19 protein-coding genes are annotated in these 22,186 nt (G+C 52.9%); 8 read left to right on the top strand and 11 right to left on the bottom strand.

The window, feature by feature from the left end; translation table 11 throughout:
- Positions 1 to 62: 62 nt before the first annotated feature.
- From gldD to mutY, 3 genes are all read right to left on the bottom strand, one after another.
- Positions 63 to 656, bottom strand: a complete 594-nt coding sequence (gene gldD / locus J0X19_RS18065) for a gliding motility lipoprotein GldD (RefSeq protein WP_206985819.1) — start codon at positions 654 to 656, stop codon at positions 63 to 65.
- Positions 657 to 817: 161 nt separating this feature from the next.
- Positions 818 to 1,252, bottom strand: a complete 435-nt coding sequence (locus J0X19_RS18060; protein WP_206985818.1) for a single-stranded DNA-binding protein — start codon at positions 1,250 to 1,252, stop codon at positions 818 to 820.
- An 86-nt stretch (positions 1,253 to 1,338) separates the two neighbouring features.
- The gene (gene mutY / locus J0X19_RS18055; RefSeq protein WP_206985817.1) at positions 1,339 to 2,430 is read right to left on the bottom strand and encodes an A/G-specific adenine glycosylase; all 1,092 of its coding nucleotides are present in this window, start codon (positions 2,428 to 2,430) and stop codon (positions 1,339 to 1,341) included.
- Between the two features lie 195 nt (positions 2,431 to 2,625).
- Between mutY and J0X19_RS18050 the strand changes: the two genes are divergently transcribed.
- From J0X19_RS18050 to J0X19_RS18040, 3 genes are all read left to right on the top strand, one after another.
- Complete coding sequence (locus J0X19_RS18050) at positions 2,626 to 2,931, top strand: HU family DNA-binding protein (RefSeq protein ID WP_022825443.1); 306 nt, start codon at positions 2,626 to 2,628, stop codon at positions 2,929 to 2,931.
- A gap of 75 nt (positions 2,932 to 3,006) precedes the next feature.
- Positions 3,007 to 3,900, top strand: a complete 894-nt coding sequence (locus J0X19_RS18045; RefSeq protein ID WP_206985816.1) for a tetratricopeptide repeat protein — start codon at positions 3,007 to 3,009, stop codon at positions 3,898 to 3,900.
- A gap of 398 nt (positions 3,901 to 4,298) precedes the next feature.
- On the top strand, positions 4,299 to 5,906 hold the full coding sequence (locus J0X19_RS18040; RefSeq protein WP_206985815.1) for an Rne/Rng family ribonuclease: 1,608 nt from the start codon (positions 4,299 to 4,301) through the stop codon (positions 5,904 to 5,906).
- 94 nt (positions 5,907 to 6,000) lie between these two features.
- On the opposite strand, the gene J0X19_RS18035 is transcribed toward J0X19_RS18040, so the two are convergent.
- A complete protein-coding gene (locus J0X19_RS18035) occupies positions 6,001 to 6,672 on the bottom strand; it encodes a porin family protein (protein ID WP_206985814.1) in 672 nt (223 codons plus the stop codon).
- A 108-nt stretch (positions 6,673 to 6,780) separates the two neighbouring features.
- Here J0X19_RS18035 and gldB point away from each other — a divergent pair, with 108 nt between their 5' ends.
- Together gldB and J0X19_RS18025 are read left to right on the top strand one after the other, a co-directional pair.
- Positions 6,781 to 7,797, top strand: a complete 1,017-nt coding sequence (gldB, locus tag J0X19_RS18030; protein WP_206985813.1) for a gliding motility lipoprotein GldB — start codon at positions 6,781 to 6,783, stop codon at positions 7,795 to 7,797.
- 81 nt (positions 7,798 to 7,878) lie between these two features.
- Entirely contained in the window at positions 7,879 to 9,099 is a 1,221-nt protein-coding gene (locus J0X19_RS18025) for a glycosyltransferase family 4 protein (RefSeq protein ID WP_242582925.1), read from the top strand.
- Positions 9,100 to 9,151: 52 nt separating this feature from the next.
- Here J0X19_RS18025 and nth read toward each other — a convergent pair whose 3' ends face one another.
- The 3 genes from nth to J0X19_RS18010 all read right to left on the bottom strand — a co-directional run bounded on the left by nth (position 9,152) and on the right by J0X19_RS18010 (position 10,790).
- The gene (nth, locus tag J0X19_RS18020) at positions 9,152 to 9,844 is read right to left on the bottom strand and encodes an endonuclease III (protein ID WP_206985812.1); all 693 of its coding nucleotides are present in this window, start codon (positions 9,842 to 9,844) and stop codon (positions 9,152 to 9,154) included.
- A gap of 141 nt (positions 9,845 to 9,985) precedes the next feature.
- Positions 9,986 to 10,216: an anti-sigma factor gene (locus J0X19_RS18015; RefSeq protein ID WP_242582922.1), complete on the bottom strand. Its 231-nt coding sequence runs from the start codon at positions 10,214 to 10,216 to the stop codon at positions 9,986 to 9,988.
- Positions 10,155 to 10,790, bottom strand: a complete 636-nt coding sequence (locus J0X19_RS18010) for an RNA polymerase sigma factor (protein ID WP_206985811.1) — start codon at positions 10,788 to 10,790, stop codon at positions 10,155 to 10,157. Before J0X19_RS18010 ends, J0X19_RS18015 begins: the two co-directional genes overlap by 62 nt.
- A 515-nt stretch (positions 10,791 to 11,305) precedes the next feature.
- Between J0X19_RS18010 and J0X19_RS18005 the strand changes: the two genes are divergently transcribed.
- Positions 11,306 to 12,589 (top strand): MFS transporter, encoded by a 1,284-nt coding sequence (locus J0X19_RS18005; RefSeq protein ID WP_206985810.1) that lies wholly within the window; start codon positions 11,306 to 11,308, stop codon positions 12,587 to 12,589.
- A gap of 185 nt (positions 12,590 to 12,774) precedes the next feature.
- On the opposite strand, the gene J0X19_RS18000 is transcribed toward J0X19_RS18005, so the two are convergent.
- Together J0X19_RS18000 and J0X19_RS17995 are read right to left on the bottom strand one after the other, a co-directional pair.
- Positions 12,775 to 14,151, bottom strand: a complete 1,377-nt coding sequence (locus J0X19_RS18000; RefSeq protein WP_206985809.1) for an alpha/beta hydrolase family protein — start codon at positions 14,149 to 14,151, stop codon at positions 12,775 to 12,777.
- A gap of 222 nt (positions 14,152 to 14,373) precedes the next feature.
- Complete coding sequence (locus J0X19_RS17995) at positions 14,374 to 15,795, bottom strand: alpha/beta hydrolase family protein (RefSeq protein WP_206985808.1); 1,422 nt, start codon at positions 15,793 to 15,795, stop codon at positions 14,374 to 14,376.
- Between the two features lie 396 nt (positions 15,796 to 16,191).
- Here J0X19_RS17995 and J0X19_RS17990 point away from each other — a divergent pair, with 396 nt between their 5' ends.
- A complete protein-coding gene (locus J0X19_RS17990) occupies positions 16,192 to 16,845 on the top strand; it encodes an SGNH/GDSL hydrolase family protein (RefSeq protein WP_206985807.1) in 654 nt (217 codons plus the stop codon).
- Positions 16,846 to 16,852: 7 nt separating this feature from the next.
- On the opposite strand, the gene J0X19_RS17985 is transcribed toward J0X19_RS17990, so the two are convergent.
- Positions 16,853 to 17,767 (bottom strand): glycosyltransferase family 8 protein, encoded by a 915-nt coding sequence (locus J0X19_RS17985; RefSeq protein WP_206985806.1) that lies wholly within the window; start codon positions 17,765 to 17,767, stop codon positions 16,853 to 16,855.
- Between the two features lie 254 nt (positions 17,768 to 18,021).
- Here J0X19_RS17985 and uvrA point away from each other — a divergent pair, with 254 nt between their 5' ends.
- A complete protein-coding gene (gene uvrA, locus J0X19_RS17980) occupies positions 18,022 to 20,910 on the top strand; it encodes an excinuclease ABC subunit UvrA (protein ID WP_206985805.1) in 2,889 nt (962 codons plus the stop codon).
- Positions 20,911 to 20,985: 75 nt separating this feature from the next.
- Here uvrA and J0X19_RS17975 read toward each other — a convergent pair whose 3' ends face one another.
- Positions 20,986 to 22,134 (bottom strand): PepSY-associated TM helix domain-containing protein, encoded by a 1,149-nt coding sequence (locus J0X19_RS17975; RefSeq protein WP_206985804.1) that lies wholly within the window; start codon positions 22,132 to 22,134, stop codon positions 20,986 to 20,988.
- Positions 22,135 to 22,186 lie beyond the last annotated feature (52 nt).

Raw genomic sequence — 22,186 nt, 5'->3', positions numbered from 1 at the left:
CCTGTTTGAAGACGATGTAATAGAGCTATTAGCCAACAGCTATCAGCTACTAGCTGCAAGGCTTACTGATACTTCAATGTATTCAGTAGCTGCACAATGTCTTTTTTGACGTAGTCGATTACCGGAGCCAGCGAGTCGTTGGCCGTAGCCGTGCGGAAATACAACGCGCCACGGAAGAAGTGCTTGGTGCTGTCGGTGGTATAGAACTGCATTTGGCTGGGCACTTCGCCTTGCAATTCAAACATGGCTACCCGCATTCCGTTGGGCGTTTTCAGAATATTCTCGTCGATGGCCGTTGCCTTCACTTCATGCTTGCTGGTAAGCTTGCGCGCATCTTCCAGCATCTTGTTGTAAAGCTGCCGGTTGCCTTTCAAATCGGAATACGTGATTTGCACACTGGCTTTCAACTTTGGGTAGTACACGTTAATCCAGTGGGGCTGCGCCAGATACGACGAGTCGCGTAGCACCTTAGCGTAGCGCGAATACTGGAACGTGTAGGGGTGGCCCGCCGCCAACTGCTGGTAGCGGTGCGGGGGCAAATCGATGCGGTTGTAGCCCTTGGGTTTGGGCGTGTAATCGTCGGAGCCCGGCGAAGAACAGGCGGGCAGTAATACAACTAGGAAGAAAAAGGCAAGCAGGAGTCGGGAAGCAGGCATTCTAGCAATGCAAAAGAGTTACTCAAAGGTAAAGCTAAACCCCAACCTGTTGGCAAGCGGCTATTGCTATAGAATAGCGCCGGGTTAGAATAGGGGTACTCGCTTAAACGCAAAAAAGCTCCGACAAATGCCGGAGCTTTAAAAGAGAAGAAAATTAGTAGCTAGAAAGGAAGCTGATCTAGCTCAGGCTCTTGGCGAAAAGTTTGGGGCGCTTCTGCCTCCGTTGAGTTAGTAGCAGCTGCGTTTTGTCCGTTACCAGCGTTTGGACGGCCACCAAGCATGGTGATTTCATCGGCAATGATTTCGGTGATGTACCGGGTCTGGTTGTCCTTATCCTGATACTGCCGAGTCCTGATTTTGCCTTCTACGTACACCTGCTGGCCTTTTTTCAAAAACTTCTCGGCCATTTCGGCCAAGCCACGCCAAGCGGCTATGTTGTGCCATTCGGTCCGTTCTACCCGGTTGCCTTGTTTGTCTTTGTAGTACTCATTGGTAGCCAGTGTGAAATGAGCCACGCTAGCTCCACCTTCCAAGTGACGAACTTCCGGGTCTTTGCCCAAGTTGCCTACCAGAATTACTTTGTTAATGCCTGCCATTACTTGCTATAAAAGAGAGAGTTGAAGAGTCTGTATCTGTGTTGAAAGATATTAAATCACGCTATAAATACCAAATTTATTAGTATCTATTTCCATGATTTGTCAAGATAATTAGCAATTAGAATCGGCTTCGGCAAGGCATTGGTTTCCAATAAAGTAAAAGCTGTTAAGCCTGAGGCTTTTAACGCCGCCGCTGGTAACGGCGCATGTAGCCATACCAGATGAAATTTGGCTTCTACTTTCTGGTGGCTTAGCACATGGCGCATTGCCTGCACTGGTTCTTCCACACGGGTTGTGCTCAACTGCCCACCTAACGCCTCCACAGCATGCAGCAGTTCTACCGCCGATAGGTCGGCTACATCCTTTTCCGTCAGCGCAAAGTCGTAGAGGCCTTCCCAGATGTCTTTAGGACCACGCTTACGCATATATACAGTATCGGCGTGGCGCAACACCAGATAATGGAAGTGGCGGGTGCGGGCAGCTTTAGCCTTACTCTTAACCGGCAACTCGTTTACCATACCATGCTGGAAGGCATAACACTGGTTTTGCAGCGGACAAAACAAACAATCCGGATTAACTGGAGTGCACTGGATGGCGCCAAACTCCATAATGGCTTGGTTGAACTCCGCCGGCGCCTCCGCTGGAATTAGCTGATCGGCGAGTACCTGAAATACCCGCCGGCTGGCTGGCGCTGCAATATCTTGGGTAAGCCCAAACACCCGAGCTAGTACCCGAAACACGTTGCCATCCAGCACAGCCACCTTCTCATCAAACGCGAAGGATGCAATGGCAGCGGCGGTGTACTGGCCCACGCCCCGCAGTTTTAGTAGCTCGGCGTATGTTTCCGGGAAGCGGCCACCATATTCAGCTACCACCTGCTGCGCGGTGTGGTGCATGTTGCGGGCCCGGCTGTAATAGCCCAAGCCCTGCCAGTGCCGCAGCACTTCGTCTTCGGGGGCCGCGGCTAAATCCTGTACCGTTGGATATGTACTAATATAGGTTAAGTAATATGGAAGACCCTGCTTAACGCGGGTTTGCTGTAGGATAACTTCTGAAAGCCAGATGGCATACGGGTCGCGGGTGTGGCGCCAAGGCAGGTCGCGGCGGTGGCGCGGGTACCATTCCAAGAGTGCTTTGGCAAAGTAAGGATGAGCAAGGGTGGAGGAAGGAGAAGTCAATGTTTTGAGAAAGAATTAGTTGGACGCAAGCAAGGACTGAAACTTCATTGAAACTAATACTATTGCAAAACCAAAAAAGGGAACTACCTTTGTGGCCCCAATTCGCGAGCGAACAGCCTACCGGGCAAGGGCTTACGTTTGGGATTGGGCTTTTTAGCCAGGACATTTTTTTCCCACCATAGTACACTTACCAGCGTGACTAAAGCAGAAGTAATCGCCGAAATTGCCGACAAGACTGGCATTGAGAAAGCTGACGTTTCGGCTACCGTAGAAGCCTTCTTTAAAGTTGTAAAAGACTCGATGGCCGAGGGCAACAATATCTACGTACGCGGCTTCGGTAGCTTCGTAAACAAAAAACGCGCGAAGAAAGTCGCTCGCAACATCTCGAAAAACACGTCGATTATCATTGACGAGCATTTCATCCCAAGCTTCAAGCCGTCGAAAACCTTCATCGGCAAGATCAAAAACAGCAAGAAGATTAAAGCACTGGCTAACGCCTAATTTTCGTTTTCGTAATATTGCCGGCCGTGCCGCTGGGTATCCTCACCGGGAAATCTAGCGGCCTGCTTTTTCTCTATGGCTCAACGCACTGGTTCGCATCAACTTATCCTTCTAGCCGCAGCGCTTGTGCTGGTTGTTGGGTTATTCTTGTTGCCGAAGGTGATTGTAAAGCCCAAAGAAGGTAAAGGTGAATTAGCGCAGGATGCAGCTCGTACTGCCAACCGCGACAATGGAGCGGCGGCTCCTTCCACGGCATCCGTGGAAACTGGCCAGCCGGCGGGCGCTACCCCTGAGCAGCCGCACATGACCATGGCGCCTAAGCAACGCCAAGAAATAAGCGCACTTACTGCCAAATACACCGCCGAAAAAGACCCGATTGCCAAACTACGGGTGGCTTCGGAATTGGCAGATAAGTATAAGGCTGTCGAGAAATTCGACAGTGCGGGATATTTCTTGGAGCAGCTAGCGCAGGCCCGGCCGGGTGAACAAACCTGGAAGCGGGCGGCGGATGCTTACTTTGACGCCTTTACCTTTGCTACCACACAGGAGCGGCAGAAAGCGTTGGGCGCCAAGTGCCAGGAACTCTACGGGAAAGTGTTGAAAAACAACCCCGAGAACCTAGACGCTAAAACCAACCTCGGCATGGCCTTCATGGCCAGCGAAAATCCGGTGCAAGGCGTAGTATTGCTACGAGAAGTATTGGTAGCTGACCCCCGCAACGAGAAAGCCATCTATAATTTGGGGCTACTCTCAATGCAGAGCAACCAGTACGAAAAGGCTGTAGAGCGTTTTCGGGAACTAACGAAAGTTAATCCCGACAATGTGAACGGTCAATTTTACCTTGGCGTCGCGTTAGCCCAAACCGGGGCTACTGCCGATGCCAAAGCCGCCTTGGAAAAGGCAAAAAGTCTGAGCACGGACCCTGGCCTCACGGCTGCGGTAAACGAGCAGCTTCAGAAGCTTCAGTGAAAAGCTACTTGTTAGCAGTTATTTGTTGGTTGCACGTCAGTTCAATCAGCAGGTAGCAACCAACAAATGGCAAGAAATAATCAATAGTCAACCATCTAACCCATCACAACATGCCCTGCGGTAAAAAAAGAAAGCGTCATAAGATTGCCACTCACAAGCGGAAAAAGCGTCTGCGCAAGAACCGTCACAAGAAGAAGTAAGCCTTTCGGGGTTTGCTGGCGGGGCTTTTCTTGCGAGAAAGGCCGTCCGTCTATCTCTCATTTTGTATCCCCGAGAGTGGCTGTTTTTTCGCTTTCCCCGAGGTTTGCAAGGGAAGCCGGTGCTACGTGCACCGGCTTCCCTTTGCCGGTTTCGGAGGCTGCGGGCCATCCATCACGGATACCTAACAACACTATCCATTGAGTAACGAATTAATCATTAATTCTACTCAGGAAGGAGAACGGATTGCCCTGCTCCAGGACAAGCGGCTCATCGAATATCATTTCGACCGCAACGACACCAATTATTCGGTGGGCGACATCTTCCTGGGCACGGTCAAGAAAGTTATGCCCGGTCTGAACGCTGCGTTCATTGACATCGGGTACGAAAAGGATGCGTTTCTGCACTACGGCGACTTGGGCGAGCAATTTCCCTCGCTCAGCAAATGGGTGCGAGGCGTACAGTCGCAGAAAACACAGGTAGGCGCACTGAAAAACTTTGGTCTGGAAGGGCCATTGGACAAAGTGGGCAAAGCTGCCGATATACTGAAGAAGGGCCAGCAAATACTGGTTCAGATTGTTAAAGAGCCGATTTCCACCAAGGGGCCACGCTTGTCCACGGATATTTCCATGGCGGGCCGCTACTTGGTGCTCGTGCCGTTTTCCAACACCATCAGCGTCTCGAAGAAAATCGTGAGCAAGACGGAGCGGGAACGGCTGAAACGGCTGATTGCTTCCATCAAGCCCGACAACTTCGGGGTCATTATCCGCACGGTAGCGGAAGGCCGCGAAGTAGCCGAACTGGACCGCGACATGCAAAGCATGACCAGCAAGTGGGAGCAGCTTTTCACCGCTTTACGTTCGGCCAAGCCGAATGATAAAGTGCTGGGAGAGTTGGGCCGTACTAGCTCCATGCTACGCGACATGCTGAACGAGTCGTTTGATGCCATTACGGTGGATACAACGGCCCGTTTCGAGGAAATGCGTGGGTATCTGGAGCAGATTGCGCCAGACAAGATCGGGCTGTTGAAACACTACACTGGCAAAGTGAAAGTGTTTGAGCACCTCGGGATTGAAAAGCAGCTGAAAACGCTGTTTGGCAAGACCGTGACGGTACCCGGCGGCGGTTACCTGGTAATTGAGCACACCGAGGCGCTGCACGTCATCGACGTGAACTCCGGCAACAAGAGCAACCAGGAAAGTGACCAAGAGGCTACGGCGTTGATGGTGAACATGCTGGCTGCCAAAGAGGTAGCGCGTCAGCTTCGGCTGCGTGATATGGGTGGCATTATCGTTGTCGATTTCATTGATATGAAGTCGGCGGAGAGCCGTAAGAAGGTGGAAGATGCAGTCCACAGCATCATGAAGCTGGATAAAGCGCGGTACACCATTCTGCCTATCACCAAGTTCGGGTTGCTGCAAATCACAAGGCAACGGGTGCGGCCCGCCGAGAAAATTGTGACCGGGGAAGTTTGCCCAACGTGTGGGGGCACCGGTAAAATATCGGCGTCCATCCAAGTTACCGACGAAATTGACAATAGCATTGAAGATCTGCTGGTCACTCAAAACCAATCGGGTATTACGCTCTACGTGCATCCCTTCCTGCACGCGTATTACACGAAAGGCTTGGTTTCCAAACAGATGAAGTGGTATCTGAAGTACTACAAGTGGATTAAGGTAGTGAAGGATACCAGCCTGGGCTTAACGGATTACCGTATCGAAGACGAGCAAGGTGAGGAAATAGAGCTGCACTCTGCCGCCGCTGCTATGGCCCGCCTGCAAGACCGAGAACTGGAAATAACTGACTAACGGAAACGTTCTGCGACGACTCCTCCTGACAGAAGAAAAGCCCGCCCTGCTTGAAGCAGCGCGGGCTTTTTCCTTGTAAATGCGAAATGGCTTGCTAGAACTTGAGGCCCAAATCCAGCGCAAACTCACTGTTTTTTAGGTTTACGTCGGAAAACTTACGGTTGTCTTCGAAGTACTTATCTACGTTCAGCAGGCCGCGGTGGTAGCTGACACCGGCCAGCACCTTAGTGCTTTGCCCAAGTTGGTATTCCACCCCAAAACCAAGAAGTGCTGCAATTTCTGGCGTAATAACATGGTCGAGAGCCTTGGTCTCGGAGCCGGTAGTAGGGCTGATATACCGCTTGTTGCCATCAATTTTGGCGGCAATAGCCCCGCCTAGCGTACCACCTAGCTGGAAATAGAGCTTGGTATCGGTGGTAATGTCGTTGGTGAACAGCTTTACCGAAACAGGTACTTCCAGATACTGAATGCCTATTTTCTGCTCGTAGCGCCGGGCGTTAACCGGATCTAGATAGCTGATAGTGCCGCCTTTGCCAACCAACTGCACGCCAGTGCTAAAAGCGTAGTTCTGACCAAAGAAATAATCCACTATGAGGCCGCCGCCAATAGTTAACTTACTTTTTTCGTTCTGAAAGCTAAGATTGGAAGGAGACTCGGCTCTAAGATTGGTAACAGAAGGCGAAAGTTTCAGCCCAATTTCAACTTGCGCGAAGGCAGTTCCAGCCGAAGCTCCAACGGTTAGCAATGCTAGGAGTAATTTTTTCATGGCAGAATTTCAATAAACTGAATGACTTATCAACGCTAAGTCGGCCCGCGTGTGGTTTTAGGCTATTTTCGCCTTAAAGATAGAAGCGTGCTTCACATTCCTACTTATATGCGTCATGTCCTCGCTGTTCTGCTAGGTGCTTCACTGGCACTGTTTACCGCCTGTGGGCGCGACCAAGACAAATGCGAATTGAACCCGGAAGTAGCTAACGTAAAAGCACCCGTGGAGTTGGAGCGGCTGGAGAAGCCGTTTTTTCAAATCAAAAATACCGCCGATGCCAAGCGTTTCTTGGCGGAGCATCCGTTGTTTGCCAATCAGTTTTTGCAGCGCCGCCAGTTTCCAACCGATGAAGTGCTGGCCGGTACTCTTACGCGCCTAGCAACCAACGCCGGTTTGCAGCAGCTGGGCCGCCAAACGGACAGTACGTTTCAGGATTCTGAGAAGCTGAAAGGCGAGTTGCAGCGCATGTTTCAGCATATACGCTACAATTTTCCCGCCTTCCCGATACCGCCCGTCAAAACGTTTGTGACGGGCTTGAGCCAGGACATGTTCGTCAACGACAGCCTGATGGTGCTGGGGCTGGACTTCTTCGTAGGGCCGGAAGCTAAATACCGACCCAATGTGCCCGATTATATTCTGCGCCGCTACCGCCCCGAATACGTGCTGCCTACTGCTGCACTAGCTATTAGCAGCAAGTACAACAAGAAGGAGTTGACCGAGCAAACGATGCTGGCGGATATGATTCAGTTCGGCAAGTCACTCTACTTCGCGGAACAAGTACTGCCCTGCACGCCCGATTCGTTGCTGATTGGCTACACCAACAAGGAATTAGCTGGAATCAATTTCAACGAAGGCAAGATTTGGGCGCATTTCCTGGAGAAGAAATTGATTTATACTACGGCGCCATTCACTATCCAGAAGTACGTGGGGGAGCGGCCGAATATCCCGGAAATTGATAAAACCTGCCCCGGTAGGGTAGGGGCCTGGGTGGGGTGGCAGATTGTGCGCAAGTACATGAGCACGCACCCCAACGTGACGCTGGCTCAGCTGATGGCCGACAAAAACCCTCAGCACATCCTCACCGATTCGCGCTACCGTCCTAAGCCGCGCCGCGCCGAGAAGTAGAAGTTGAATTCAGAATTATCAGTCCGGCATTGTGTGTAGCCGCCGCCGCTTAGGTTTGTGGCAACGCATAGCGCCTGATTGATGATTCATAATTACCACGATGTGCACATTGCTGTTTTCAGTCAGTATCATACCAACCCCGACTGTCCGGCTACCAGTAGGCACTACACGCTACTGGCGTATATTGCCCGCACCCACCGCGTCACGCTGATTACTACCCGCACTTGGGAGCAGCAGCAACTCACCAATGAATTTGCGTGGGTGCCGAAGGGGGTGGAGCTACGTGCTGCGCAAGTGCCTTATCAGAACCAAATGGGCGTGTTGCGGCGTGGTTTGGCTTTTGGCCAGTACGCGGCGTACGCGCTACGGGAAGGCCTGCGAATTGATAAGCCCGATGTTATTTGGGGCATCAGCACGCCACTGACAGCCGCTTGGGCCGCGGCGCAAGTAGCACGCTGGCGGCAGGTGCCGTGGGTGTTCGAGGTGCAGGATCTGTGGCCGTCGTTCCCAATAGCCATGGGCGCAGTACCAAATCGGCTGGCACAACGCGGACTATTTGCGCTGGAAAAAAGCCTCTACCAATCTGCCAGCCACGTTTTGCCCCTCTCGCCCGACATGACGCAATACGTGCGGGAACTTGGCGTACCCACCGATAAACTCACCACCGTCCTCAACGGTACCGATTTAAACCTAGCTGCTCGCGCTACCAATGAAGCAGTAGCAGCGTTGCGGCAGGAAGTAGGGTTAGCAGGGCGGCAAGTGATTCTCTACGCTGGTACCTTCGGGCGGGCCAATAACATGGCAATGTTAGTGGAAGCCGCCGTGCAGCTAGCCGCTACCTGCCCGAGCGTGACATGGCTATTCATGGGGCATGGCTTCGATGAAAAACTATTGCAGCAAGCGGCTGCCCAGCATGCCTTCATTCGGTTGGTGCCGCCGCAGCCGCGCCACGCTGTATTCACCTGGTTCCGGCTAGCCGATGTATCAGTGGTATCGTTTCTGGGGCTGCCCGTGCTTGACGCCAATTCGCCCGCAAAGCTCTACGACAGTTTAGCTGTAGGCACTCCTGTGGTGGTAACTAACACTGGCTGGACACGGCACCTAGTTGAAACCACTGGATGCGGTTGGTATTCGCCTGCAAGTGATGCAAGTAGCTTGGCTGCCCTGCTTGAAAACCTATTCCAACATCCTGAAAAGCTGCGGGCAGCAGGGGCAGCCGGTAAAGCTTTAGCTGCTTCTACTTTCGATAGGCAGCAATTAGCTAATGTTGTGCAGCAAGTGCTAGAAAAAGCAGTGAAATAATGTACTGTCTAGAACTACTTATATACTACGTATTGCTATGCGTTTATGTATCTCACTCACTGTCAATAGGAAGAGGGGGTGATTTTCTGGTCTTCTGAGTGAGTGGCGTATTCTGCTCGTAGTACTTGCACCAGCTTGCAAGCGGACACATGCTGCATTTAGGCTGCCGAGCTACGCAAATATAGCGGCCGTGCAAAATCAGCCAATGGTGTGCCTTCGGGATTAACTGTTCGGGAATATATTTTACCAGTGCTTTTTCAACGGCCAGTGGCGTAGTGGCTGTGCGCGGTACCAGCCCCAACCGGTGCGACACTCGGAAAACGTGCGTATCCACAGCCATGGCCGGCTGGTTATAAATAACCGATACCACCACGTTAGCAGTCTTGCGGCCTACTCCTGGCAGGCGTTGCAATTCCTCAATGCTGCTAGGTACTTCGCCGCCGAAGTCTGTGGTCAGCATTCGGCCCAGGCCGGCCAGGTGTTTGGCCTTGTTGTTTGGGTACGAAATGCTGCGAATAAACGGAAATATGTCTTCGGCAGTAGCGGCTGCCAAATGCGCCGGCGTTGGAAACTGCTGGATCAAAGCGGGCATCACCATATTCACGCGCTTATCAGTGCACTGGGCGCTCAATACCACCGCCACAATCAACTCGTACGGGTTGGCGTAGTGCAACTCGGTTTCGGGCTCTGGAAAGTTGTTGGTGAAATAGTCGAGAAAGTGACGAAAACGCTCGGTGGTACGCATAAGAAAAACGGAGCAGCTAAGCGGCGAATAAAACCGACGTAGTTGGGAGGAATACGGAAGGCCACAAAAAAGCCAGGACACCCCAAAGGTACCGGATGGTACGCTTCGTGGTGTCCTGGCAAAATAATCTAAGCTGTTTCCCTAAGCCGAGCGCAGAAAAGTGCGCGAATACTGTAGGATAGCATCGGTGCTACGTTTGCTGGGGCCACAGGCCAGAGCGTCGAGGCTACGTTGGGCAAGTAGCAGGTCGGCGCAGGTGGTGGCTAGCTCAGGGTCGTGCACCAAGGCTTGTTCTACTTCATGCTGCTCTTCAGCTGGCAATTCGTTGTACACGTACCGGAGCAGGTTCTCGTTGGGTAAGGTTTTGATCATAGGGAATTGGTTGTACGGCCATCTTCTTCCGAAGGTTGATCAGCGCGTAACGCATCCTTCCCAGCGCAGTGTTGATACTGACACCCGTCGCGTCGGCAATTTCCTGGAAGCTCATATCACCGTAATGACGCATGATAAGCACTTCCTTTTGAGCCGCGGGCAGGTCCTGAATCAGTTCACGGAGCCGGGCGTAGGTTTCTTCCCGAGTCAGAGCTGATTCTACTCCTTCCTCGGCGTGCGAGAGAGAGTTGAAGGCATGGCTCGTCGTATCGAGGTTGAGCAGCGGGCTGCGCTTCTCGCGACGGAAAAAATCAATGGCCAGGTTGTGGGCAATACGGCAGATCCAGGAAGAGAATTTTCCCTCTTCGTTGTAACGGCCACTTTTCATGGTGTGAATAGCCTTTATAAAAGTGTCCTGCAACAAATCATCGGCCACGTCCTCATCACGCACAATCAGCATGATAGTGGTGAAGACACGGGCTTTGTGACGATCAAGCAAAAGCGCGAAGGCCTCTTCTTTGCCGGCAATATAAAGCGAAATCAGAGCGGAGTCGCTCGGCTGCAAGGTTTCCATAAAAGCTACGAATAAGGGAACGTAGAGCTTTAAACCATATTGTGCAGTTGCCGGTGAATTTCTTAGATGAGTGAAGGATGAAGATTCCTCCTGTTTTCAAATGTAGAGAACTGCCGGGGCAAACACAATGCCTAAGTAGGCTCTAACGAAAATATTTTTTAGCATTATGAAACTATTGTATATAGTATTGATAATGAAGGATATTGTGTTGCATTAGGCCGCAATTATCTGGTAACACGCTGAATGAATGGTGTAAAAAATTATGCTTTTTGTTGCAGTAGTTGTAATACGGGAAGAATGAAATATCACACTTATTTCATATAGAGACGATGTGCTTATCGATTGAGTGCGCCTTACAATAGGTAGGCTGTGGCTACAGAGTGAATAGCGTGGAAAGGAAGTGTAGCTCTACAGTAATAGACAGGGCAACTATTTAGCGGGTCCGGGGGCGTGTGCATTCCGAAGGGTGGACCTACCTTTGAGTTTTTCCTTTTCGCTAGCGCACTTCCGCCGTTATGCCCACTACCTCTGGCGCTTCGCGCGATGATTCTTACGCTGCTCTACGACTGCCTGATTTCCGCCGCCTGATTTCTGCGCGCGTCTTTCTTACTCTTGCTACCCGCGTGCAAGGATTAGTAGTGAGCTGGCAAATCTTCAAACTCACCAACGATCCATTGGCATTAGGCTTTATTGGGCTGGCCGAAGCTATTCCTAGTATTGGCGTATCGCTCTACGCAGGGCACGTGGCCGATTCGGTGCGGCGAAAAAATATTATTGTGTCGGCTGTATCGGTGCTGGTATTTTGCGCGGCGGCCTTGTGGTTCTTTGCTTCTCCATTAGGTATTGGTATGCTGGCTAAGGGCTCTTTGTATACCCTTCCAATGTACAGCGTCATCTTTTTGAGCGGCATTGCACGTGGGTTTCTGGGGCCGGCGCTATTTTCCTTTATGCCCCAACTGCTGCCCAACCGTGGCTTATTGGGCAACGCCGTAACCTGGAACAGCACCACCTATCAGGCGGCCTCAGTGCTGGGGCCAGCCATTGGCGGTTACTTAATTGCGCATCTGGGGGTGGCTAACTCCTATACCGTAGCAACAGTGCTGCTAGTGTTGGCGCTGCTCCAATTCACACAGATAGCCTCACGGCCGCTGCCTCCACTGGAAGGGGAACGACTGAACTTGAAGGACAGTGTGCTAAGCGGATTGCAATTCATTTTTAACAACCAGTTGGTACTGGCGGCCCTGTCGTTGGATCTATTCGCGGTGCTGTTTGGCGGGGCTGTGGCGCTGCTGCCGGTATTTGCGGTAGATATTTTGAAAGTAGGAGCCGCCGGGCTAGGGCATCTAGAATCGGCACCAGCAGTGGGTTCTGTACTGATGGCGGTGTTTCTGACTTACTTTCCGCTCCGGCGGCACGCAGGCCGCAAGTTGCTGTGGGCCGTGGCAGGCTTCGGCGTGGCCACCATTCTGTTTGCTTTATCCAGTAACTTCTGGCTGTCCCTGTTTCTGCTGTTTATGACTGGCGTTTTCGACTCCGTATCAGTCATTGTGCGCTCCACACTCATTCACACCTTCACGCCAGAATACATGAAAGGCCGGGTATCGGCCGTCAACAACATTTTTATTGGTTCTTCCAATGAAATTGGCGCTTTCGAGTCGGGCGCAATGGCAAGGTGGCTAGGCACAATTCGGTCGGTTGTATTTGGTGGCACCATGACCATTTTGGTCGTAGCCATTACGGCTTGGCGCGCCGATAAGCTGCGGAAGCTGGACCTTACGCCTGAGCCTGCAGATAAGTAGCATTGGTATAGGCCAAGTGGCACCTCGTATTCAGTACTAAGCTCTAATGAACTTAGTAAGTGAGTGTGTATTCAAGCGCTGGTTATGAGCACAGTTATCCACATCATGTGGATAACTGTGCTCATAACCTTTTGCTTTCCCTAATCAGATTAGCTAAAGATGCATTTGCAGTTATGTACAGCAACTTACCGCTTTGTTTGGGTTGCTATCCAGTTGCCAATAATTTCGAGAGCAGCCGGAGCAAACGTTTCTGAAAGCTGACCATACTCAGATGGGAGGCCGGTTTGGGCAGTCTGGAATAAATGGTTGAGCCCCTCCAACTGTTGCACGGTTACGTTTCGGTTTTTACCATCCTTCAGTGCTTTCTCAATTGCTGACAGGTTGAGGTCGGGCGCTACTTGCAGGTCTTTGCTGCCGTTGAGGGCCAGTACAGGTACGCGCACCTTATTTAGCATCGGTTGCGGGTCGAGCGTGAGGAAGGTGCGGTACCAGGGACTGGTCATTTGGGTGGCCATTACCGTCAGCACCGACTCGGTTACGCCAGGGCTGGCCTGTTTCAGGAGGGGCACCACGCGTGCAATGGCCGGTGGGTTATCAGGAGTGGTTCGGATAATCTGAAGGATGGCTTCCTGCGTCTGACGCATCTGGCGCATACGGGCAGTGTCGAGGCCAGCGGTGCGCAACAAATCGGCTTGCTGCCGCAGCAGCAGCGTAGAGCCGCTTACCCCCATACCCGCCAACGATACAATAAATGCTGGTGGTTGTAACTGAGCCCCGGCCAATAGCGCAATAGTGCCCCCTTCACTGTGGCCAAGCATACCTACCCGCTTAGGCTGCACCCCAGGCTGGGCGCGCAGAAAGGCTAAGGCGGCTTGCGCATCGGTCAGGAAATCGGAGGTGGTAGCTGTAGCGTAAGTGCCCTCCGACTTACCGATACCTCGGTCATCGTAGCGCAAAACTGCTATGCCGCGCCGTGTGAGATAATCAGCTAATACGCGGAAAGGGCGGTGGTTGAGAATGGTTTCGTCGCGGTCTTGCGGGCCGGAACCGGATACCAGCACCACGGCCGGAAAAGGACCTTTGCCCGCCGGCAGGGTGAGGGTGCCGGCCAATTTCTGCTTAGAAGTAGGGTTCAGAAAGGCTACTTCCTGCTCTTGATATGGCAAGGGCAAAACGGGGTCCTGGGGGCGCGTAACAGGCACCTGCACCGCCACCGGAGCCCCCCGACGTAGCGTGAGTGGCCATTTTTCGCCGTTTTGCTTCCAGATGCCAGTGAGTTCTTGCCTATCGGCGGAAATGCGGCTAGCATAACGCAGCCCCAGGAAATCAGAAAGCAGAATCAGGCTGTCTCCTTTCACCTCTACGCCTGAAAAAGCAAAGTTGGCTAACTTTTGTATGGGTACATTCAGGGTTGCCGTACGCGGACCGGTAGGCGGCTCGGCAAGCGTGATAGTAAGTAGCAACGGACTGTTGGGTAATTCAAGAGCCCCATTCCAGGTATCGGCCAACGAGCCCGCGGCCGGGGTTGTCTGAGCGGCCGCATAGAAAGGCAGGAGCGCCATCCCCAGCAGAAAACCTCGGAGTTGTACAGGAATGCGTGTCATTGATTCCGGTGAAAGATATGAAGCAAGCAAGGCACAATAATACAAGAACTAACGGCCGCCTTCAATCAAATTCCTGCAACCAAAACAAGAGGAAGAAGCACGAATTGTAATAAAATAAAAAGCCCGTGGCCTGAAGACGAACTTCAGGCCACGGGCTTTGCTTAATGAACCATCGGCTAGTTAGCGGCTAGCGCGTGGTGCGGTCGAACTGCTACCCTTGGTCACTTTGCCGGCTTTAACCGGCTCTTTGCGCTTCTCGGTTACGGGCACTGGGCTTGGTAGCGTGGTGCGGGCGGCAATCCATTCGCGAATGGTTTCCAGGGCTACCGGAGAAAACGTAGGCTGCTGCTCCCCGTTTACAATGGCCCATTCTTCGCGGTTGGGTTGCAGCCAATGATTTACACCCGATAGTTTCTTGGTTTTAACATCCCGGCTATTGCGTAAGCCACGCCGCAGCATACTTAGGTTGCCGGCTGCCTCTACCTGCAAATCATTGGTGCCGTTGAGGGCTAGTACCGGGCACTTCACCGCGCCGAGCTGGCGGGCGGGTTCGAAATCGATGAAATAGCGCGACCACGGCGACGTGAGTTGAATGGCGCGGGCGCGGGCCATATGCGGGTCAAGGTCGGTGTTGCTGTTGCGCAGGGTGCCGGCTACTTTGCCACGGGCTTGGGCATCGTTAGGCGTTTGTCGGATGATGTCAATCATTTCAACGTGCAGTGCTAAAGCTGCTTTCACCTGAGCCGGGCTAGCGCCAATCAGGCGCATAATTTCCAGCTGCTGCTGCACCAATACGTGGCGGCCCGGCAAACCGTAGCCGGCCATCGACACCACAAAAGCCGGTTTGGCCGGGCCCGTATCGGCGGCGGCCAGCAGGGCCACGTTGGCGCCCTCACCGTGGCCAATAATTCCAATTTGTTCAGGGTTGATTAGGTCGCGGCTACGCAAAAAGCTCATGGCTGCCTGCGCATCACTCACCACATCAATGGTGGTGGTGTTAAAGTAGCTTCCCTGCGACTTGCCCACGCCCCGGTCGTCGAAACGTAGAACGGCCACCCCGCGGCGGGTAAGATAATCGGCCAGAATGCTGAACATGCGGTACTCCTGCTCCCCAGCATCGCGGTCCTGCGGACCAGAATCCGAGACAAGTACCACCGCCGGAAAAGGACCGGCACCAGCGGGTACGGTTAGGGTGCCCGCCATGCGCAGCTTAGAAGCAGGATTAGTGAAGTTGATATCGTCTTCGCGGTAGGGTGGGGTTAGGCGCACTTTGCCAGCGGCCGTAGCCGACGAAGTAGCACGTTGCATCTGCAACGGCCCCGATAAACCAGGCTGCTTCCAGTTGCCGCTTAAGATGGTGCCGTTGCTTAAAACCTTGCCCACGAAGCTGCTGCCGGCCTGTTCAATTTGCAAAGTGAGGTCGTTACCTTTCAGCGTCACCTCTACCGGCATGCGGTAGATACGCTGTTGTGGCACGTCGAGCGCGGCGTAATAGCCGCCGTTGGTGAGAGGGACAATTGTAACAATAAGTTCTAGAGTGCCGCCTGGTACTTTTAAAGGTCCTCGCCATTGCCCATTAAGAACAAATGGATCGGCTGCCATAGTTGACGTTACAGTCAGCAGCATCCATAGCAGAAAGAAAGTATGAAAAATTTTCTTCATAAAGTTAAATAAAATAAGCCTTTATATGCATCGATGAAGCGTATAAGGCCCGAAAATTAACAAATTACTAGCACTCTAGCAGATGAATACGGCGTGTGTAGAAAAATATACTTTAAGCAGATAGTAGTAAAAAACCGTCCTGAGCGCGTAAGGCAGCAATTTCAAGGAAATAGAATCTAACAAGAATGTTTCCGCAACAATTGAATGCGACAAGCAACCAAACAGTTGTACTTGTTACAATTCCTCACTACCAACCGGCCCACCATGCGACCATTTTCATTTTGTTCAGCGCCTTCCGCTAACTCGTTCAGATACCAATTGCTGCGGTATGCTGGAATGCTTATCCTGTTTATTGCTGCGCAAACCGGGTATAGCCAAACAGCCAACAAGCCAAACCCAGGGCAGTGGTCGGCGGAGTTGCGCGCCTTTGCCCAACAAGATAGCCTGACCCGGCCCCCAACGGCGCCTATTTTGTTTTACGGCAGTTCTTCCCTACGCATGTGGACAACGCTGGCCACTGATTTTCCGGGGCGGCCAGTTTTCAACCGAGCCTTTGGCGGTTCCCGTTTTCCCGATGCCAATTACCTCTTCGATAAGCTAGTAGCAGCGTATCGTCCGCGGCAGGTGGTGCTCTACGAAGGCGACAACGATATTGGGGCTGGAGCTACGCCGCAGGAAGTATATGAGTCGTTTCGAGTGTTTGCGGAATTGATGCGCCGCAAGCTGCCCCGCACGCAATTGGTGTTTCTGGCCATCAAGCCCAGCCCGTCACGGTGGGCGCTTTATCCTAAAGCGCAGGAAGCCAATAGCCTTATTCAAGAATACATTAAAGCAAATCCCAAGCAGTTGCGCTTTGTGGATGTAGCTACGCCTCTGCTCGGGTCCGACGGTAAACCTCGTCCTGAGCTATACCGGGAGGATGGCCTACACATGACTCCTGCCGGCTACGAAATCTGGACGCGGGTGCTGGAGCCGTATTTGGTGAAGTGAAAGAGTATTAGTTATTAGTTAGCATATTAAAGAACTTGTGTTTTAAATTCTTTAGTATGCTCTTTCTTATATACCAAGTTCTAATTAATTTCTGTGAGCTTAATTTACCGTACTCATTGTTCCAGAAATTAGTATTGTATTGTAGCCATATATTGTAGCTATTATGAATTATTCTGCCAGATATATCCCAGGGCTTAGGTGAGCCAATAAAATGTATAATGCATTTATCGTAAGTGTCTGGGGCTGGTTTATTTGGTGGCCAGGAAGTGTTGAATTCCTGGGATAACTGATTGAATTCGCCAGCACATAGAGCGTTTAACAGCGTTTGGTCATGAGAAACAAGGTGTGCTGAGTACGATTTTGATATTTCTTTTAGGTTAAAGCTCGTGTTGCATTTTGCCCATTGTTCGATATTAAATAGCAAGACGCCTGAATTAAAATAAGGAGTTGTAGGATCCCAATTCAGTTTTTTGATAAACAAGTGGTTGTCTAGTGCCAAACAAACAGGCCCTTCGTGAACAGCGGATAGTATCTTATTGGAGTTTACAGTGGATAATTGTAAGATATCCAATTCTATAATTAAATCTGCGTCAAGGTATAATGCGTACTCGTCATTAATAATTTCCGGAATTAATAAACGGCCATATGCGGTCCAATCTTGATGAAGAGGATTTAAATGACCGAAAGTGTCCTTGACGTTTAAGTCGATAAATTCTGTAGTGCCTTTGAAATGTTCGCTGTTTAAAAGATAGGTGATATTTGATTTATCTGTAGTAGTAAGCTCGGAGCAGAAAAACCAGATTTTTAATCTACTGCTGTTAGAGCAATTTCTAACGAGTGAAGTAATTGTTGAGCCGAGGCCCATAAGCCCTAAGCTGTTTACGCAAAAAACAATATTCATTGGTAATTGATGGGTTTCCATCTTGGAATGCGCAAACCAGTGATTAGGCTACTGTTTCTGATAATGCTGCTTTGTAAAAGTCAATTCTGATACAATAGTTATACTAAGGTAGGTATAATGTATATGAATGGCCAGATACTTTTGGCAGTTAATGTAGTTGTGGCTGTCGAGGGTGACTTATTATTGAATCAACCCAGGCTGACCTGCCGTACCTTCGCCCATCCAAACTATGACGGGTGGAAACCAAACCCCCAGTCGTCGTTGTTTACCGACCTATGGCCGACAATTCCGCTTTGCAAATGACCGCCCCGGCGGCCGACCCGATTGACCAACTCGATCCGCGCGAGTTTATCCTGATCAAAAACGCTCGGGTCCATAACCTTAAGAACCTTAGCGTGGCCTTGCCGCGCAACAAATTCATCGTTGTTACGGGCCTGTCGGGCTCGGGCAAGTCGTCGTTGGCGTTTGATACGCTGTACGCCGAGGGGCAACGCATGTACGTGGAAAGCCTGAGCAGCTACGCCCGCCAGTTCCTGGGCCGCATGGACAAGCCCGACGTGGACTACATCCGGGGCATCTCGCCGGCCATTGCCATCGAGCAGAAGGTCAGCATCAAGAACAACCGCTCCACCGTCGGCACCAGCACCGAAATCTACGATTACCTGAAGCTGCTGTTTGCGCGGGTGGGCCGCACGTATTCGCCCGTAAGCGGCGAGCAGGTGCGCAAAGACAATGTGGCCGACGTGGTGGACTACCTCATGCAACTGCCTGGTGGTACCCGCGTGATGCTGTTGGCCCCACTGCTACGCGCCGACGACGGCCGCCCCATGAGCAAGGAACTGGATTTGCTGCTGCAAAAAGGCTATAGCCGGGTAGTAGTCAACGACGAAACCGCCTTCATTGAAGAGTTGATTGCCGAAGGCCAGCCCGAGGTGCAGGGCGACGTATTCGTGATGATAGACCGCGCCGTGATTCACCCCGGCGACGAGGACCTGATGTTCCGCTTGTCCGACTCGGTGCAGACGGCGTTTTTCGAGGGCCACGGCACTACAGTTGCCAGTTATCAGTTGCCAGTTGCCGGCGACCAGAACGAGCCGGCAACTGGCAACTCACAACCCGCAACTGAAAAGATCTTCTCCGACCGGTTCGAGCTGGATGGCGTGGTGTTCGAGGAGCCGAGCGTGAACTTCTTCTCGTTCAATAACCCCTACGGCGCCTGCCAAACCTGCGAAGGATTTGGGTCGGTGCTGGGCATTGACGAGGACCTGGTGATACCCGACAAGAGCATGACGGTGTATGAGGGTGCCATTGCCCCCTGGCGCACCGACAAGCAGAGCGAGTGGCTGAAGCCGCTGCTCAAAAACGGCATCCGCTTCGACTTCCCGATTCACCGGCCTTACAACGAGTTGAGCGAAGCCGAACGCACCTTGATTTGGAAAGGCAACAAGTACTTCGACGGCCTCGACGACTACTTTAAGTGGGTGGCCACCCAAACCCACAAAATCCAGTACCGCGTGCTGCAAAGCCGCTACCGGGGCCGCACCACCTGTCCCGACTGCCGCGGCACCCGCCTGCGCAAAGACGCGCAATACGTGAAGATAGATGGCCAGAGCATCACCGACTTGGTGTTGCTGCCAGTGAGCCGGGCACTGGAGTTCTTCCAGAACATGAACCTCGATGAGCACGACGCCAAGGTGGCCGAGCGGCTGGTCACGGAAATCACCAACCGCCTGGAATACCTGAATCGGGTGGGCCTGGGCTACCTCACGCTGAACCGGCTCAGCAGTACGCTTTCGGGTGGGGAGAGCCAGCGGATTTCGTTGGCTACTTCGCTGGGGTCGGCGCTGGTGGGCTCGATGTACATTCTCGATGAACCCAGTATTGGGCTGCACCCCAAGGATGCCGAGCAGCTGATTGGCGTGCTGCGCTCCTTGCAGCAGCTCGGCAACACCGTAATTGTGGTGGAGCACGAAGAGAAGATGATGGAAGTAGCCGACCAGATTCTCGACATCGGGCCGGAAGCGGGCAGCGGCGGCGGCAACCTGATGTTCCAGGGCACTTACGACGACCTGCTACAGGACACCAACACCTATACCGGCGACTACCTGAGCGGCCGGCGCGAAGTGGCCGTGCCTACCACGCGCCGCCCCTGGCGCAACGCGCTGGAGCTGACCGGCGCCCGCGAAAACAACCTCAAAAACGTATCGGTGAAGTTTCCGCTGAACGTAATGACCGTGGTAACGGGTGTGTCGGGCTCGGGCAAATCCACCCTGATTCGGCGGATACTGGCGCCGGCGTTACTCAAGCAACTTGGTGGCGGCGCGGGCGAGGCAACCGGCAAGTTTGACCGGCTGACGGGCGTGAACGGGCAGGTGACGCACGTGGAGTTCGTAGACCAGAACCCCATCGGCAAAAGCAGCCGCTCCAACCCGGTGACCTACGTGAAAGCCTACGACGCCATCCGGAGTTTGTTTGCCGACCAGCCGCTGGCCAAGGCCCGCGGCTTTAAACCGTCGCACTTCTCGTTCAACATCGACGGGGGGCGTTGTGAGGTGTGCCAGGGCGAGGGGCAGGTGAAGATTGAAATGCAGTTCATGGCTGATATCTACCTGACGTGCGAAGCCTGCGAGGGCCGCAAGTTCAAGCAGGATATTCTGGACGTGAAGTTCCAGGACAAGGCCATCAACGAGGTGCTGGAAATGACCATCGAGGACAGCATCACCTTCTTCAAGGACCAACCCAAGATAGCCGAGCGTCTCAAGCCGCTCGAAGATGTGGGCTTGGGCTACATTCGGCTGGGCCAGTCGGCGAATACACTCAGCGGCGGCGAGGCCCAACGCGTGAAGCTGGCCTCGTTTCTGACCAAAGGCGCGACCCTGCAAAACGATAAGATTCTGTTCATCTTCGACGAGCCCAGCACCGGCCTGCACTTCCACGACATCAACAAGCTGATGACGGCCCTGAATGCGCTGGTAGAGCAAGGCAACTCGGTGCTCATCATCGAGCACAACATGGACATCATCAAGTGCGCCGACTGGGTGATTGACCTGGGGCCGGAAGGTGGCATCAACGGCGGGCACCTGCTGTTCGAAGGTACGCCCGAAGACATGGTGAAGCTCAAAGACACCAACCACACGGCCCGCTTCCTGGCCGAGAAGCTGTAACGTAAAGCAATGCCAAAACAAAAGGCCTGACTACTCGAGTAGTCAGGCCTTTTGTTTTGATGGGTGATACCAGCTTTAGGCAGTAACCGCCTGTGCCGTTACTATCCGTTTTGGACGCTTGGTTTTGTTGCGGCGTCCCCACCAGATGATGGTGCCCGTTACGGGCAAGCTGGCGCAAATCAGGCTGGCCAGAAAGGCTACCACTTTGCCCCCGAAGCCCAGAATCTGACCCACGTGCAGATCGTAGTTCATGTCGGAAAACCTGGTGCCGGCGCTTTTGGTGGCGTGAAAGCGGGATTCCAGCAACTGGCCCGATATGGGGTGGAAAGCGTATTCGTCGCGGTGGTAGTAGTGCAGCGCCTTCTTGTACGTCCAGCAGAATGCGGGGGCCTTGCCCGTGCCGGTGGGGCCGATGAGCACCATTTCGTGGGCGGGCGAAAGCTGGCGCACGGTGCGGTACACCACATCGGGCAAGGGCTGGGCGGCAGTTGGTACGGTTTGCAGCGTGTCGAGCCTGGTTTGCATCAGCTCCTGCGGCGCGGGCTTGCCCCCATCTGCCACGTACACAATCGACTTCAGCATCCAGGGGTAAATCATGAACAGGCCCGACAGCGCCAATATCAGCCCAATGCTGGCCGCGTAGAAGCCCAGTACGTTGTGCAAGTCGTAGTTGACGCGCCGCCAGCGGGCTCCCCACTTGATGGTGAAGCGCTGTTTGCGCTCCTGCTTGCGTTTCGGCCACCACAGCACCAAGCCGGTCAGCATCATCACCACGAAAATAGAAATGCTGATGCCCACCACCCATTTGGCTATGGCCTCGGGCAGCAGCAGGTGCATGTGGATTTCCTGAATGATGGTGAAGAAATGGGTGCGCAAATCCTGCTCGCGCAGCACTTGACCCGTGTAGGGGTTCAATGACACCATGATGGGAGCACCTGCCTTGTCGGTGAAGAACACCGTGGCCGCGCGCTCCGGTCCGAAATACGTAGTCCAGCAGTCCTTGGCCTGTACCCCAGGGTGAATTGCCAGCGCTGCGGCTTGCAGTTGGGAAGGCAGCACCGGGGCGGTAGCCTGCACTTTCACCTTGCGCCAGGGCTCTGTGAAGTCCCGGATATCATCCTGAAACGTGAAGATGGCGCCCGTGACACTCACTATAAACACCACCAGCCCGGACGCCAGCCCGAGCCAGAGGTGCACTTTGCCAACGGCTTGCTTTAAAGTCATAGGGAAAGGAGTTGAGCAAGGAAATGCGGTTAACCCAGTAAACCAAAAATCC

It is taken from the genome of Hymenobacter telluris (assembly GCF_017313265.1).
GTDB classification, from domain to species: Bacteria; Bacteroidota; Bacteroidia; order Cytophagales; family Hymenobacteraceae; genus Hymenobacter; species Hymenobacter telluris.
The sequence above is the reverse complement of the archived record's forward strand: the minus strand, read 5'-3'. Positions and strand labels throughout refer to the sequence as shown.